Source organism: Paenibacillus riograndensis SBR5 (assembly GCF_000981585.1).
In the GTDB taxonomy this organism is placed as follows: domain Bacteria; phylum Bacillota; class Bacilli; order Paenibacillales; family Paenibacillaceae; genus Paenibacillus_AQ; species Paenibacillus_AQ riograndensis.
The window spans coordinates 6,712,783-6,728,220 of sequence record NZ_LN831776.1; the positions used below are offsets into that span (position 1 = coordinate 6,712,783).

The window sequence follows — 15,438 nt, forward strand, 5'->3', positions numbered from 1 at the left end:
CATGAATGCATTTTCCTTTCACAACCTTACACTTTTGAAAGGAAGGCAAAGGTCACCCTCGTGCCTGCCCCTTTCTGCGAATCGATGCTGACCCTGTGCCCAAGCTTGCGGGCAATATGCTTCACCATATACAAGCCGATCCCTGTAGCCGACCGGTAATCTCTGCCGTTCTTCCCCGTAAAAAAAGGATCAAACACCCTTGGCAGATCCTCCTGATCGATACCCACTCCATAATCTTGAATACTAAGGAGCACGCGATCACCGGCAAGCTCACTTCTAACCGTGACCCGGCCTTCTTTGTCACTGTATTTAACGGCGTTCGACAATACCTGCTCCAGCATATACCCGCACCACTTCTCATCTGTGCAAATTTCCAAGTGTTTAGCGATGTCTATTTGGGGATAGACCCCTTTGTAGATAAATTCTCTTTTTCTGGCGTTGACCGCCTTGTTCACAACCTTGTGCAGGTTCACCTTCTCCGGCAAATAATCCCGCGCAAAGTCATCCAGCCGAAGCAGGTTCAGACATTCTTCGAGATTTTGCGTCAGCCTGCGGTTCTCCTCCTTAATATCGCTGATTGCCTCCTCCGTCCCTTTTTCCGCTGCCAGCCCGATGATGGAAATGGATACCTTCATATTATGAATCCACTGGGAAAACAACGTGTTTCTTTCCTTAATAGAGCTGTTCATCTGATGGAGCCGGCCATTGTATTGTTCATGAATTTCGTTGATTGCACCGAAAATGAGTTTGTCCTTCACATTCGTATCATCCACTTCAATGTGCGGACTGCTCTTGGCAGCGGACAGTTTCCCGGTGAATTGGTTAAGCTTAACGGCTGTTACCGCCAGATACACCAGGAGAATGAAAAAACTGACGAAAAGCGGATAGAGAATGTCATTCACGCCATAAAAGACGTAGGAGGCCATAACGAGGATCACCGTATTCAACACATAGACCAGAAGCATTCCTTTTTGAACATGCAGCAGTTCAGCAATCCGCCGGATCAAAGACATAGCCCACTCCCCGTTTGGTCGTAATCGCGTTATGAAGCCCGTACAGGCTTAGTTTCTTTTTAACACGTGTGATGTTTACGGTAAGCGTATTGTCATCAACAAAGACCTGATCATCCCATAACGCTTCCAGCAATTCTTCACGGGACAGAATCTCCCCGGCGTTTTGCATAAAGATATGTATCAGCCGAAACTCATTTTTGCTTAATTCCATGGTCTGATCTTTATATTGCAGCTTCATGCTCTCTTTAAGCAGTCTCAGGCTGCCGACCGCATAACCGGTATCTTGTGCAGGATGATAGACACGGCGGAGCACAGCATTTATTTTGGCCAAAAGAACCCCTATATGGAAAGGCTTCGTGATATAATCGTCCGCACCGTACTCCATGCCGCGGATCTGTTCGCTCTCATCACTGCGCGCAGACAGAATAATAACCGGCATCCCGAAGCTTTTCCGCAGCACCTTCAAATAATAAAAGCCGTCCAGTACCGGCAGATTGATATCAAGGAGAATCAGCCGGGGTCTGCTCTCCTCCACCTGCTGAAGGATACGGCTGAAATCCGTAATGGTCTCCACCTCGAAGCTGTAAGCCTGCAGGTATTCCTGAATGTACTTCTGCAGTTTCAGATCATCCTCTATTACAAGGATTTTATCCATAGGGTATGAACATCCTCCTGTCATCTAGTGCTGTCCCTATTATACCGTGGAAATTAGAAAAGCCGCCTCGGTTATTATTCATAACTCTGGCGGCTTGCCCACAGGATTCCTCTTATTTGGTAAAGATAACCATTGCCGTGTACTTGGTATCCGAGGGGGCTTTGTGTACTGAATTTGTTGATACAGTGGTAGGTACAGCCTGATATTTGATATCTATAAGCTGCCCTTGCTTCATTGCCGATATGAATTCATCTATCATATCACTAAGCTCCGTGATGTCGTGAGCTTCAAATGTTTCAACCGCATAATATGCCATTTCAATCACCTCCTGAATATCAAAATTCGACGTCAGGAATTATTTTCCTCCTTTTACTTTATTATTTTTTCATTATAAGGAACACAATCCTTCATATGACATCAAATTCTATTTTGTGGGATTGGCCGTGAATCCTTTACTGTTTTGATACTACTTTGCAGACGGACCTGGGATATACTAGCCACAGACCTAATAAAGGAGATTACACTTTATGAATAAATCAGCGCTAAGCGCTCTTCTTGGATTAACTGTGCTCGTGGCAGGCTGCAGTACGATGAAAACCCCCAGCGATTTGCTTATGGCCCCGTCTCAGGGAAGCGCGGATGGAACGATAACAAGTATTGTTCAGCCTTATCTGCCTGCGGGCGCCCACCTGACAGTGCCTGTACAATCGGAGTCCAGCAGCGCCATCCAATTGCAGGATCTCGATAAGGATGGGCAGGAGGAAATTCTGGCCTTCTACAAAACAGATAAAACCGGCTATGAAATTAACGCGCTTGTACTGTCCAAAACCGGCGGTGAATGGAAAAAGCTGATCAACATTACTGGAGTCGGCAGTGAGCTGGACTACGTAAAGTATGCTGATGTCACCGGGGACGGAGCAGCGGATGTGCTGCTGGGATTCAGCGGCGGTGAAGGCCTGGGCAGGGAGCTGTCAGTATATAGCCTCAGCGGCGGCCAGTTATCGGAGATTCTGAAGCAGCCTTATGATTATCTGGCGGTCGGGGATATGACGGACGAAGGAAAAACAGACATCGCCTTAATTCATTCAACAGTCGATGGGGATAATCAGCCTGAGTCCCACCTCCAGCTGCTGAGGCTTCAAGGCGGCAAGATGCAGAGCTTATCCGACCAGAACATTAGCGGCATGGTCATCCAAGCGATGTATGCCAAGGCAGCACCCGCGAAAAGCGCACTGATTATCGATGCAGCCATTGGCGCGCATTCCTCCTATACCTCACTGCTGACTTGGGCTAATGGTTCTTTTACTGATATACTTGCATCAGATGATTATCAGCATCCGGCGCTGGCAGACAGCAAGAATCTTGTGCTGAAGCCACTTGCCCCTGAGCCGGGCGGCTTGCTGGGCGAACACAGCATGGCCATTAAGGACTATCCGCTGTACAGCGAGGACGTGAACGGAGACGGAATCGTTGAGATCGGCTTTCTTGTTCCTCCTGCCGGTGCAGAGAGCTTCGCGCCGCTGGCTACCCCTTTTATCACGAAATATTATCAATGGGACGGCCAGACAGGACTGAAGCTGGTGCAGGAGCAGTTCGACCGGTGGGGATTCAATTTCCATATCCCGGCGTCCTGGACCGGTAAATACCTGCTGGATCTGACGGGAAATGAATCCCCTGCTCCATGGGAGCATATAAGCTTCAGCTACAAGGATGCAAATTCTGGTGAAAAGGCCCAGCTGCTTGAACTGCGCCTGCTGGCGAAGAAGGATTGGCAGACGGCTGAAGCGCAGCTGATTGCCGCCAAGGCTTCCTACAAGCTGCTCTACGAATTACAGAATACAAGTGATGAAACGGCGCCGACAGTGTTCGTTGCCGTGCTGCCCTCCGCAAATGCCGGCAGAAAGCTCACGAGACCCGCAGCCCAGGAGTATGAGCAGCTAAAGCTGACGCTGGAAGAAGTCCGGCAGTTAGCCGGAACGCCACAGAAGCCCCGGCCATAACAAGGAGTTGGAATCATGAAGGTGCTGATACTGGAAGATGAAAAGCCCATACGCGATCTGCTGTCCATAAATCTGAAGCGTGCAGGCTTTGACGTTGTCGAAGCCGCCACGGGAGAAAGTGCCCTGGCTATTGCCGGGAAGGATAGGGATTTCGATATTGCAATTATAGACCTGATGCTTCCCGGGATCAGCGGCTTCCAGGTGTGCGGTGAACTGCGCAGACAGTACCCCCGGCTTGGCATCATCATGCTGACTGCCAAAAGTCAGGAGGTCGACAAAGTCATGGGACTGGAAGCCGGAGCAGATGATTACGTCGTGAAGCCGTTCAGTCCGGTGGAACTCACAGCGAGGGTTAGAGCACTGTACCGCCGGATGTACCCGGAGGAGGCTCCCCCGCCGCAGAACAGCATCCAGTTAGCCCCGTTCACACTCCTGCTGGATGAACGCAAATTATTGAAGAACACCATTGATGTCCCCCTCACGCCCACTGAATACTCTATTGTGAAGCTGCTCATGGAGCAGCCTGGCAAAGCGGTTAGCCGTGATGACATACTGACCTCCGTCTGGGGTCAGTATTTTATGGGTGAGCTTAAGATTGTAGACGTCAATGTCAGCCGGATCCGGCAAAAAATCGGACAGGAATCTTCCGGCCCCCAATACCTCGAAACGGTGTGGGGATTCGGCTATTTATGGAGGGTGCACTCGTGCTGAAGGGAATCAGAGCCCGGCTCATTGTCTATGTTACCCTTGTTCTGCTCCTGATTGTCCTGCTGCTGGAGGGGGTGTTTATTGCAGCTGTCCATTACTACTATCTGGGCAGCGCCATGGAGACACTGACATCGCGGGCCACGACCTCTGCTACCTTTTTTAATAAATATCTGGAGGGCTACTCCATCAATGAACGGGCCAGATATATACTGGAGAACCTCTCCCCTGACGAGAGCAGCAAGGTGGAAGTGCTGAGCCCGGAGGGAAAAGTAATTATCAACTCCTTCGGCTTCGCAAGCTCTGAGCGGATTGATACTCCCGATGTCAAAGCGGCTCTGGCCAGCGGCAAAGGGACTTACCAGAGCCTTACACCCGGTAAAGAGGAACGGATTCTGGCTGTATCCATTGCCTTAAAAGAATCCGGGACAAGTATTGGCGTACTGCGCTATTCGGTCTCCGCCGAACCATTATACAGCGTGATTGTAAAAATCCTCATTAACGCCGCCTGGGTGGGACTGCTGGTCATTGCCTTCGGGTTCCTGCTGAGTGTTATTATCGCCAAACGGATTGTAGAGCCGATCCAGCAGCTTACCGGTGTCGCCAAAGAAATGGCTACAGGGAATTTTGCCGTCAGGGCAAAGAAGCGGCACGACGATGAAGTCGGCACCCTGGCCGTCACGCTAAATTACATGGCAGAGGAAATGGTCAAAAGTGAAAAAATCAAATACGACTTCATCTCCTCAGTCACGCATGAGCTGCGCACTCCGCTTACCTCCATCAAAGGCTGGGGCGAAACGCTGCTTGTGGGTGATTTGTCGGATACAGAAGAGACATTGATGGGGCTTGAGGTCATGACCGGCGAAACGGACCGCCTGATTGGACTAGTGGAGGACCTGCTCGATTTCTCCAAATTCCAGGCCGGTGAGCTGACGCTTGAGCTGGAACCTTATGATCTGCGGGGGCTGCTTGAGGATTTGCTGCTGCAGTTCAGATACCGGGGGTCCACCAAGCAGATCCGCCTGTATGCCGATATCCCGGATGAGCCGCTGCCTGTAGACGGGGATTTCAACCGCTTGAAGCAGGTTTTTGTCAATCTGCTGGACAACGCCTTCAAGTTCACCCCGGCCCAGGGGGAGATCAGGCTCTCGGCAGTGTCAGGCGATACCCTAATAAGCATTACCGTTGCGGATAACGGTGAAGGCATTGAAGAAAGCGATCTGGAGAAGCTGGGCACCAAATTTTTCAAAGGCAAGTCCCGGCAATCCGGCAGCGGCCTTGGCCTTGCCATCTGCAAAGAAATTATCGAGATGCATGGCGGGAGACTGCGGATCGAGAGCGAATTCACCAAAGGCACTTCAGTCATTGTAGAGCTGCCGCGTTACCGGATGCAGTAGATATCCGGTGCGCGGGCAGCTCTTTTCGCTCTCGAACGGTCAGAACTCGCATTCTATTGCATTCTCTGCAGCAGAATAACCCATAAATCAGTCGAAAAGCTCCATCTATTGCACTCTGTACATTAGAATTCCCTGGAAAAGCCGTTTTGGACGCTATATCCAAAAATCTATTGCACAAACTACAGCAGAAGGCGATTCACACGCAGAACCATATAAATTCTATTGCATGAAGTGCAGTCATACAAAAAATCCACTATGATAATCCCACATGAAGACCACCGATTTCAAGGTCAACGACTTATCCCCAACTTTATACACATCTTATCCACAAAAAAGGCGCTACCCCAAAGTCATCCTAACCAGACTTAAGGATAGCGCCTGAATTAGATTCAAACACCGTGCATTTACGCCCCGCGCACAAGCGCGCGGTACATCAGAAACAGGAAATATGGCGCGCCCAGCAGCATAATGATCAGGCCTGACGGAATTTCTGTAGGCGCTATGACCGTTCTTCCGACCGTGTCGGCAATAATAAGCAGCAAGCCGCCAAGCAGCCCCGACAAGATAATGGAGCGTCTTGTGTGGTGCCCGATCATCATCCGCACCGCATGCGGTGCCATGAGCCCGAGAAAACCAATCGTCCCGACACTTGCAACCGCCCCGGCCGCAAGCAAAACACCGATAATCATCGCCCATAACCTCGTTCCGCGGACCGGCAGGCCAAAACCTGTTGAGCTTTCGTCGCCAAACGCCAGCAAATCAAATCTTCTGCCCAAATAGTAGGCCACAGGGAGAAGCACCAGCAAAAACGCAAACAGGCTGTAAAATTGCTCCCAGCTCCGCCCATACGTCGAACCTGTCAGCCAAATAAATGCCGTGCTGCTCCAGAGACTGGCTTTGACGATCATGGCCTGGATGCCTGCCGAGCCGATTGCCGAAACGGCGATTCCGAGCAGGATCAGCACAGACGGATTCAAAGCCCTGCGCCAGGCCAGCGTAAATACAAAAGCCGCCGCGATAACTCCACCCGCAATGGCGGCTGCCGGAAGGGCAAATACCGGCAATCCCGGCCACACGACCAGCAGGGTCAGCGCTCCAAACCCGGCACCTGAGGTCACGCCGATAATAGAGGCATCCGCAAGCGGATTTCGCACGGCGCTTTGAATCAGCACACCGCTGACGGCCAGCGCAATACCGCCGCAAGCGGCCACAAGCGTGCGCGGAAGCCGTAAATTCAGCAGGACCGAATACGCTTGATCTCCCCTGCCGACCAGACTCTCCAAGAGATCGGATACCGGGATTCTTGTTCCCCCAAGCGACATGCTTACAAGAATGACCCCAATCAGGAGAACGGTCATGAATATCGCTGTCGGAGCAAAACGCATACGCAGTGCAGCCCCTCCTATATTCATCGAGGACTGCCCTCCACCCGAACCGGATATATTCTTCATCTTGGTGAGCACAAGCCAGATCAGCCAAGGGGCTCCAATAATCGCCATCACTGCCCCGACAGGCATTTCCCCCAGATTGCTCCGCACCATACGGGCAAGTGTATCTGCCGCAGTGATGAGCAATGCTCCCCACAGCGCACTCGCGGGAAGGAGCAGACGATGCTTGCGGATCCCGCTAAGCCGGACCAGATGGGGGGCCACCAGACCTACAAAGCCAATGGGGCCAACCACACTGACCACAATCGCAGCCATTAGCACCGATATGCCGAGGCCCACCGCCCGGGTTAAGCCTACACGCTGCCCAAGAGAGCGGGCGGTGGACTCATCCAGCTCCAGTGCATCAAACTGCCTGCCTCCAAGCAGCGAAATTCCCAGCAGGACTACAACAAAAGGCCAGGCGTATTGAACACCGCTCCAGTCCAGTTGAATCAAAGAGCCTGAACCCCACAAAAACAGATTTTGTGTTTCAGTCTGGAAAAAAATATGCAGGGCCGAAGTGAATGCTCCAAGCACCATCGATACGATCATGCCGGATAAAGCCAGGCGGACAGGCGTAGCCTTCCGTCCTCCGCCCAGGACATAGGCGGCTAGTGCCGCCAGCAATCCCCCGGCAGCTGCCAGCAGCAAAGGATACTGCTGCTGCATAGCCGGAAAAGCGACCATCCCCAGAACAACCATAAAGTAAGCCCCGGCATTGATCCCCAGCGTATCTGAGGAAGCGAGCGGGTTTTTCGTTATCGTCTGCAATACGGCGCCTGCCGCAGCAAGTGCGGCTCCGGCCAAAATGCCAATCACTGTCCGCGGCATCCGGATATCCCAGAGCAGATTATGCTCCATCACATCCTGACGGTGTAAAAGTCCGTTCCATACCGCAGCAGCCGGAATTTTGGCTTCCCCGAAACAGAGGCTTAGCAGGGATACAACGAAAAGGGCGGCCAGGCCGCCCCCAAATATTCCTATCAGCCGCCAGGTCATCCCGGGTGAGGTTTCTTTGCCCGTGTTGGTATTCATATAGGTGCTCATTTCGTTAACGTATTTACAACTTCATCAACGAGGACTTTGGAGGAAACCGGACCGCCAAATACCCACGTTGTGCTGGCCAATCCGAAGGTACGTTTCTCTTTTACAAAGTTAAGGCCATTCCAGACAGAATTGTCCTTTAGTTCCTTTGAGAAAATATCATCATCCTTTTGGACGATATAGAGCAGATTCGTGTCCTTAACTGCAGGCAGCGCTTCAACTGTGGAGGTCGTGAATCCGTACATCTCGAATTTCTCCGGCTTCCAGTCGTTCTTCAGGCCAATCCGGTCCAGCGTTTGTACGGCCAGCGAGTTGTCCGTAAAAAGACGCATGGTCGCTGCATTCTGATAGCTGTATGCCTGTGTCAGCACATAATTCAGGCCTTCCTTGCCTGCTGCAGCCAGCTTCGTCTTCGCATCCGCATAATGTGCATCCAGATCAGCAAGAACCTTGTCCCCCTCAGCTGTTTTGCCGACAGCAGCAGCAATGGTTTTGAAGATATTTTCCATCTCCGTATATTGGTCGCCTTGTCCCTCAGGCGGATACAGGCCCAAAATCAGTGTTGGCGCAATCGCCTTCAATTGATCATAAATCGCTTCATGGTTGTCGGTGTTGGCAATAATCAGATCCGGCTTCAAGGAGGCTATCGTCTCCAGATTCGGCTCAGAGCGGGTTCCCACATCCGTCACGCCTGCATCGAGTGGTGCTTCAGACGTTACATACAGCTTATAGTTTTCGTTGTCTGCATTACCCACCGGCTGCACACCAAGCGCAATAACATCTTCTGTAAAAGTCCACTCCAGGACTACGACCTTTTGCGCGGGCTTGTCCAGCTTTACCTCGCCTTTAGCGTCTTTTAATACAATAGGGCCAGCTGCGGTTGCACTGCCCTCGTTCGTAGCGTCTGCATTTGGAGCGGCTGCATTGTTAGTTGCGCCTCCATCCGCTGCTGAACGATTTGCGTTGTTAGATCCACAGCCTGCTGCAACCAATACGACAATGATAAGCATTATTACGCTCAATAACCTTTTGTTCACTCCGGATATCCCCCTATATGTATAACATTTAATTGCGTCCGTGATAATCGTTATCACTTCAGTGATAATGATTATCATTCACTAGTTATATTATATGGGATTCCGCTGAAAGTCAAAGTTAAAATTAAAATTAAATAGCCCCGCCTTATATTCAATCTTCTGAATACAAGGCGGGGCAATAATAATAGACACTGTTTGAAGTTTTCTGTCCCAGAGGACTTTATTCACCGGCCATCTGACGATAGCTGGTATCGCTTACTACACGGCGGGCTGTAACATAACGGTCACGGTAATAGGAATCCGAGAGCTTGCTTATTCTTACGCCTTTGCTGCTTGAGGAATGTGCAAACTGGCCATCCCCGATATAAATGCCTGCATGGGAAACCCCGTTACCGAAAGTATTAAAAAAGACCAAATCCCCCAGCCGCAAGTCATCCTTGGACACCTCAGTGCCAGCCTTGGCTTGAGATCCTGTGGTACGCGGCAGATCACCTGCATTGAACTTCTCCATAATATATAAAATGAAGCCTGAACAATCAAAACCGGCTGCCGTCGTTCCTCCCCATACATAAGGAGTCCCCAATACCCCGTTCACTTCATTCTCAAGACTGATTTCACTTGCGTATGTATTCGCTGGAATAGCTGTGAATAATAGCGCAGACCCTATCAACGACATAATGAACTTTTTCAGAACCCTTTGCTCCCTTCAATGCCTACGGAGTTAGCTGAGGGTTCGGTTAAAGGTTCCCTATATTCCTTTGCTTTCAAGAATAATTCACCCAAAAGTGGTTCCCCCGTTTTCAAAATGAAATTCGGCAACAATTCATTAATTTTTTGTAACTATTTCTATAGTATTTTATCTAGTATCACTCTGTCAATCCTATTTCCTGTTTTATCGTTTTCATTGTAAAATAATACAAAAATATACCCAGTTTATAGTATAATCTCCGCCAATAGGGAGCCAGTAACCCGTTAAATGAACATGATTGATACTAATTTTATCTCTCCCTCTGTAAGTCTATATTATATTTATAGTATAAAGGTTACATAAATGTTACTCTCCGCTTCCTTGCCGCCAAGCCGCAATATCCGCTCCAGCGGCTCGCCCCGCTCTTGCCTGCCGGTCCGGATGGTGGAAAAAGGCCGAACGAAACAAAGCACCGCAACCCGTTAGCCCGGATTGCAGTGCTTCATTTTTGAAGAGGACACGTTAAAATCACCAGCATGGCACAATTTCAACTTTATTTTCCTAGTGAGATGTTAGACTTATTCGCTTGGTCTTCTCCAGGGATTGTCAGAATATTTAATAGGTCTAATTACTTTGCAAGGAACTCCTGCAGCGATAGTATTTGGCGGAATGTCTTTTGTAACTACACTCCCTGCTCCAATAATACTATTTTCGCCAATGGTCACGCCTTGTGTAATCTTAACATCACCGCCAAGCCATACATTGTCCTGTATAATTATGGGGGCAGAATAGACCCCTTTCTCCGCTCTTTCAAAAGGATCTTCCGCATGATTTGCTGCGTATAGTCCCGCTCTGGGACCAATAAACACATTGTTGCCAATTTTTACTTCGTTGCAATCAAGAATGATCATGTCATGGTTAATATATACCTCATTCCCAATCGAAATATTAAAACCGAACTCACACCGGAAATCGGACTCAATATATACATTTTCCCCGACTTCTGCAAATAAGCCTTTTAGAATGGACATATCGTATTCATCATTTGTATTTACTTTGTAATTGTACTTCCTGCAAGTAGATATTGCCTGTGTTCTAAGTGCAGAAATATCTTTGGCAGCATCATCATACATTTTTCCTGAATTTATCATCTGTTTGATTTCTGAAATATTCATATGGCCTCCTGATCAAAATAAATTAGCAAAACTTATTCACCAGCTCTTATGTTCTTTACGGTTTTATTCTCCAGTGAAAAATTAGAGTAGATTCTGTCGCCACCCTTTCCAGTCGGAGCTTGCGGGACAAACCCTACCTTAACGGTCTCTTCGACAGGTAAATTAAAGAATCTTGCCATATAAAACTGAGTACCCGTTAATGAATAATGAAAAGCAAAGGACTGGCCTACCCGTGTAATCTGAAGCCAAACGGAATTACTATCGATATTGTTACCGTTCGCATCGTCTGATAATGGATTTGTTACTACGCTCACAACTGCATGGGTATTGAAATCGGTAAGTTCAAAACACAATTTTGCCCAAACATTGATGTCTTTCATTACCATGACTGAAGCAGAATCATAAATATCTTTAAAATCATGCTGAACCTTGACGCGCATCACAAAATCACCAGAAACCTCCGTGAAAAAAAACGGTGCGTTTGCGAGAGTGCTCGGGGTGGCCCCTTCTTCTGATACAGCTCCATTGTTGCAGAAAAAATCGCTATGTTCAGGCGCGTGCAATATCATTGCTTCATTCTCAAACCGGATGCTGCCTGGATTAAGCCAATTAAAGTTTTCAAAATCGGTCTGGCCTATTGGACTTCCCTCCTGTTCTTTCCAAAATATGTACACAGTATGATGATATCATCAAAGATCATTTAGTGAAGGTAAAAAGTTATCAAATTATAGCAGAATATTCTCATACTGGTGTTTTTCAAGGCGTTAAGTGAGAAATTACAAAAAAGCCCTGATACATCAAGGGTTTCTTGATCATCAGGACTGACTATGTTGTGCTAAAACTATGTTCCAAACGGTGACAAGTGAAATTACAACTCACAAATGAGAGTTGTATTTCAAGTTGACATTAAAAAGGCCTGATTTCAGCGATACTGTAACGTTACTGTAACGTAGTTTTGCCATAACTTGTAACTATCTTCGGCATAAATCATAAATACCGGATTAGATGGAAGGAGGTGTCCGGCTGAATCTGCTTCCTCGCTACTGCCAATTGGCTCCCCCGAATTCGCTTCTAACTCCAACTGGACCGAGTGGCGAATGCCCCGATGCGTGAATATGGTGTTATCGGAAGTTCAGTTTTTCTATGTGTTACCTTCAAATAATTCAGTTTGCGGAAAGTGATCCTTCCAGTATTCTTTCATAGTTAAAAGTACTTCAAATTTCATTTCTTCAGTTATTCCATAATCAATAAAATCAATCTTCTTCCAGTATGAATAATTCATAAAAATATATTTCCAGTGTTCTTTGATTTCACAATAGAAATCCATTGAGTTGTAATCCAATATTTCTTTCCAAATAACGAATTGTTCTATTGGATTCTTATCTTCAAAAATGGTTAACACAGGGGTAAGCCCTTTATAGTCATAGCCATAGAACACATTAACTAACTTAATCTGACCATCAATATTATTGTTAAGTTCGTCTATATCTTCGGCAGGAATCCATAACTCATTATGATTTCTTGATCCTACAATTTGTACTTCATATCTATCAATAAAAGGGCTGGCAACAATAAACTCTGTTACAAATCCAACGTTACCTGAGAATTTATCCTTAGTATTCCATTCCAAAGCAATCTGGTCTGCATAGGTTTGATTTAGAACTGGATAGAAAATTGGTTGCTCAGGTAGCCTTGGAGGAAATCCCCTTAGGTTTAGATCTAGTATCAATTTCATTTCAGCAAGTCCGACAGGTCGAAATAGAGTTTTCATGTTTATTATCCCTTCAACTGAATTTCCGATAACGTTACTGTATTCAAGATATCAAAAGATTTAAGGGCTGAATAGGATGAGCGAAGCCATCCATGCCACCATGCCACTGATTCGCGTAGCGAAATGAGTCTTGCAGATGTGTCCGCTGATTTCGCTTCTTCGACTACTGAATTATCTTCCCTGTATCTGCTTCTTAGCTTCCGACGGACCGAGGGACGAATGCCCCGATGCTTGAATATCCGCTAGAAGCCGTTACGAACGAACAAGACCGGCAGCGCATCCAGAAAACGATTCAGGCCAGCGTTACCGCTTATTTACGCAAGTCTATTTTTCGCCTGTTTGCTTAGAATCCTCACTTATCCATAACGAAAATAATTAGATCCAAGCAGGAAAACGCTGATGTGAAGCGCGATTCGCTGGTTTCTTAGCGCTATATAACTTTTGACTGTCCAAATAATTCACTAAAAAAGAAAACAAAAAAATCCCGATGTACCAAGGCTTTCAGACACATCGAGACTGACTTTGTTGTGACAAACAACGTTCCAATTCGGTGACAAACTAAATTCCAAACGGTCCAAAGAATTACAACTCACAAAATGGGTTCATTGCCGCTGAATCCCCCGCTGACGCATCCCCTCAAACAGCAGGATGGTAGCCGCCATAGCGGCGTTGAGCGATTCGGCCCGGCCGGCCATCGGGATGATAATGCTCTTGTCGACAAGGGCCGCCGCCTGCGGTGAGATGCCCTGGCCTTCGCTGCCGATCAGCAGCCACTGGCTGCCGTGAAAATCATGGGTGTAGCAGGATTCCACCCCCGTCAGCGAAGTGCTAACCACAAGGGCACCGCGTTCCCGGGCCTGCGGCAGAATGCCGCTTAGTTCCCCCTCCACTACCGGGAGATGGAACATAGAGCCCATCGTGGAACGGAGGGTCTTGGGGTTGTACAGATCGGCGCAGCCTTTGCCGAGGATTACTCCGTCCGCGCCTGCGGCATCCGCGCTGCGGATGATCGTCCCCACGTTGCCGGGGTCCTGGACCCCGTCCAGCACCATAACCCAGCTATCCCGCTTTGCGAGGATGGCCTCCAGTCCCTGCTGCCCCTTGCGCACAATGGCAAAAACCGGCTGCGGCGTACCCGTGCTGCTGCATTTGGCAATGACCGCCGCCGAAACGCCGATCACCTCCATGCCCTGCACGGACTGAAGCAGCGGTTTCAGCTCCGCAGGCATGCCTTTATCCAGATCATAGGCCAGACATTCCACATCGGCTTCGGCCAGCAAAGCCTCCTGCACGAGATGGATCCCTTCGATGATATACTTGCCCGCTTTGTCGCGGTGCTTTTTCTCCTGCAGTCCGGCCCATTCTTTTACCCGCGTATTTTGGGGTGACATAATCTCCATAAAGCCCTACCTTTCTGTTCCTGCCCTGCCTATTGATACGCCATTTCCAGCTTGGTCAGATTGTCCTTCCGGCCAACGATAACGAGTACATCCCCTTCCGCCAGCCGGTCCTCGGCTCTTGGAGAGATATTCATTTCCTCGCCCCGGCGGATCGCCATGACATTGCAGCCGTATTTGGCACGGATATTCAGCTCCTGCAGATTTTTGCCCAGCATCGTTCCGGAGACCTTCATATCCAGAATGCTGTAATCCGGCGACAGCTCGATATAATCAAGAATATTGGGCGAAGCCAGATGATGTGCCACCCGCATGCCCATATCCCGTTCAGGATAGATCACTTTGTCTGCGCCAATTTTACTGAGCACCTTGCCGTGCAGCTCGCTTTTGGCCTTGACCAGAATCGCCGGTACACCCAGGTCCTTCAGAATCAGCGTCGTTAGAATGCTGGCTTGGATATCTTCCCCAATCGCCACCACAACTACATCAAAGTTGCGGATACCCAATGCGCGCAGCGCCTCTTCATCGGTCGAGTCTGCGGATACGGCATGGGTTACAATGCCCGAGATTTCCTGCGTGCGCTGCTCGTCAGCATCGATCGCCAGCACATCGAACCCCATACCGCTGAGTGCTTTGGCGACACTTGAGCCGAAACGCCCCATTCCGATTACGGCGTATTGTTTTTTTGCAGCCATATCTGTACCTCCCGTAGCAATTTGCATCTCACACAGTATAGCATAAGCCCACCCAAACTTGAATTTCCCCAGCGCTTTCAGGGCACATTATAACGAGGCAATGGAAGCAGATCTTTAGAATTTAATCTGAGCGGCCAGCAGCCTCTCCGGATGAATAACCACTATAGTGAAGGAGGCATTACTTATGCCGGTTACCATTGATTTGCGCCAGGCGATTATCCATAAGGTGCACGGACAGTCCGAAGCCGGTCTGCGGGAGATGATTGAAGGCTCGGTGGACGGGCCGGAAGCGGCGCTCCCTGGACTTGGGGCTGTATTCGAAATGATGTGGAAGGACCTGGATCACGCCAAGCAGGACGCGCTGGTCTCGATGCTGCACAGGCATTTGGAGAAAATCACCCCAGGGTCCATTACCTCCTAAGGAAGCGGGACAT

At 48.8% G+C, this 15,438-nt stretch carries 15 protein-coding genes and 1 riboswitch; of the genes, 4 read left to right on the forward strand and 11 right to left on the reverse strand.

The window, feature by feature from the left end:
• Window positions 1–26: 26 nt before the first annotated feature.
• The 3 genes from PRIO_RS28330 to PRIO_RS28340 all read right to left on the reverse strand — a co-directional run bounded on the left by PRIO_RS28330 (window position 27) and on the right by PRIO_RS28340 (window position 1,984).
• Complete coding sequence (locus tag PRIO_RS28330) at window positions 27–1,013, reverse strand: sensor histidine kinase (RefSeq protein WP_020433396.1); 987 nt, start codon at window positions 1,011–1,013, stop codon at window positions 27–29.
• Complete coding sequence (locus tag PRIO_RS28335; protein ID WP_020433395.1) at window positions 988–1,668, reverse strand: response regulator transcription factor; 681 nt, start codon at window positions 1,666–1,668, stop codon at window positions 988–990. Before PRIO_RS28335 ends, PRIO_RS28330 begins: the two co-directional genes overlap by 26 nt.
• Before the next feature lie 112 nt (window positions 1,669–1,780).
• Window positions 1,781–1,984: a sporulation protein Cse60 gene (locus PRIO_RS28340; RefSeq protein ID WP_020433394.1), complete on the reverse strand. Its 204-nt coding sequence runs from the start codon at window positions 1,982–1,984 to the stop codon at window positions 1,781–1,783.
• Window positions 1,985–2,195: 211 nt separating this feature from the next.
• On the opposite strand from PRIO_RS28340, the gene PRIO_RS28345 reads away from it, so the two are divergent.
• From PRIO_RS28345 to PRIO_RS28355, 3 genes are read left to right on the forward strand one after another with little or no spacing between them, the layout of a single operon-like run.
• Window positions 2,196–3,668, forward strand: a complete 1,473-nt coding sequence (locus PRIO_RS28345; protein ID WP_020433393.1) for a VCBS repeat-containing protein — start codon at window positions 2,196–2,198, stop codon at window positions 3,666–3,668.
• 15 nt (window positions 3,669–3,683) lie between these two features.
• Complete coding sequence (locus PRIO_RS28350; RefSeq protein ID WP_020433392.1) at window positions 3,684–4,379, forward strand: response regulator transcription factor; 696 nt, start codon at window positions 3,684–3,686, stop codon at window positions 4,377–4,379.
• Complete coding sequence (locus tag PRIO_RS28355) at window positions 4,373–5,770, forward strand: sensor histidine kinase (RefSeq protein WP_020433391.1); 1,398 nt, start codon at window positions 4,373–4,375, stop codon at window positions 5,768–5,770. Before PRIO_RS28350 ends, PRIO_RS28355 begins: the two co-directional genes overlap by 7 nt.
• Before the next feature lie 404 nt (window positions 5,771–6,174).
• Here the strand turns inward: PRIO_RS28355 and PRIO_RS28360 are convergent, their stop codons facing one another.
• The 8 genes from PRIO_RS28360 to PRIO_RS28395 form a co-directional block, all read right to left on the reverse strand.
• Window positions 6,175–8,232, reverse strand: a complete 2,058-nt coding sequence (locus tag PRIO_RS28360; protein ID WP_020433390.1) for an iron ABC transporter permease — start codon at window positions 8,230–8,232, stop codon at window positions 6,175–6,177.
• A gap of 8 nt (window positions 8,233–8,240) precedes the next feature.
• Window positions 8,241–9,278 carry an ABC transporter substrate-binding protein gene (locus tag PRIO_RS28365; RefSeq protein ID WP_020433389.1) on the reverse strand — a complete coding sequence of 346 codons (1,038 nt, stop codon included), beginning with the start codon at window positions 9,276–9,278 and terminating at the stop codon, window positions 8,241–8,243.
• Window positions 9,279–9,498: 220 nt separating this feature from the next.
• Window positions 9,499–9,969: a C40 family peptidase gene (locus tag PRIO_RS28370; RefSeq protein ID WP_039790937.1), complete on the reverse strand. Its 471-nt coding sequence runs from the start codon at window positions 9,967–9,969 to the stop codon at window positions 9,499–9,501.
• A 4-nt stretch (window positions 9,970–9,973) separates the two neighbouring features.
• Window positions 9,974–10,106, reverse strand: a riboswitch (cyclic di-AMP (ydaO/yuaA leader).
• A 438-nt stretch (window positions 10,107–10,544) separates the two neighbouring features.
• Window positions 10,545–11,141, reverse strand: a complete 597-nt coding sequence (locus PRIO_RS37250; protein WP_046505707.1) for a sugar O-acetyltransferase — start codon at window positions 11,139–11,141, stop codon at window positions 10,545–10,547.
• A gap of 32 nt (window positions 11,142–11,173) precedes the next feature.
• Window positions 11,174–11,815, reverse strand: a complete 642-nt coding sequence (locus PRIO_RS28380) for a DUF1349 domain-containing protein (RefSeq protein WP_020433384.1) — start codon at window positions 11,813–11,815, stop codon at window positions 11,174–11,176.
• A 467-nt stretch (window positions 11,816–12,282) separates the two neighbouring features.
• Window positions 12,283–12,912, reverse strand: a complete 630-nt coding sequence (locus PRIO_RS36470) for a hypothetical protein (RefSeq protein ID WP_063850484.1) — start codon at window positions 12,910–12,912, stop codon at window positions 12,283–12,285.
• A 602-nt stretch (window positions 12,913–13,514) separates the two neighbouring features.
• Window positions 13,515–14,312, reverse strand: a complete 798-nt coding sequence (locus PRIO_RS28390) for a TrmH family RNA methyltransferase (RefSeq protein ID WP_020429762.1) — start codon at window positions 14,310–14,312, stop codon at window positions 13,515–13,517.
• A 29-nt stretch (window positions 14,313–14,341) separates the two neighbouring features.
• Window positions 14,342–15,031, reverse strand: coding sequence for a potassium channel family protein (locus PRIO_RS28395; RefSeq protein ID WP_325175574.1), 690 nt, complete (start codon window positions 15,029–15,031; stop codon window positions 14,342–14,344).
• 157 nt (window positions 15,032–15,188) lie between these two features.
• Here PRIO_RS28395 and PRIO_RS28400 point away from each other — a divergent pair, with 157 nt between their 5' ends.
• A complete protein-coding gene (locus PRIO_RS28400) occupies window positions 15,189–15,425 on the forward strand; it encodes a small acid-soluble spore protein SspI (protein ID WP_020429766.1) in 237 nt (78 codons plus the stop codon).
• Window positions 15,426–15,438: the final 13 nt, after the last annotated feature.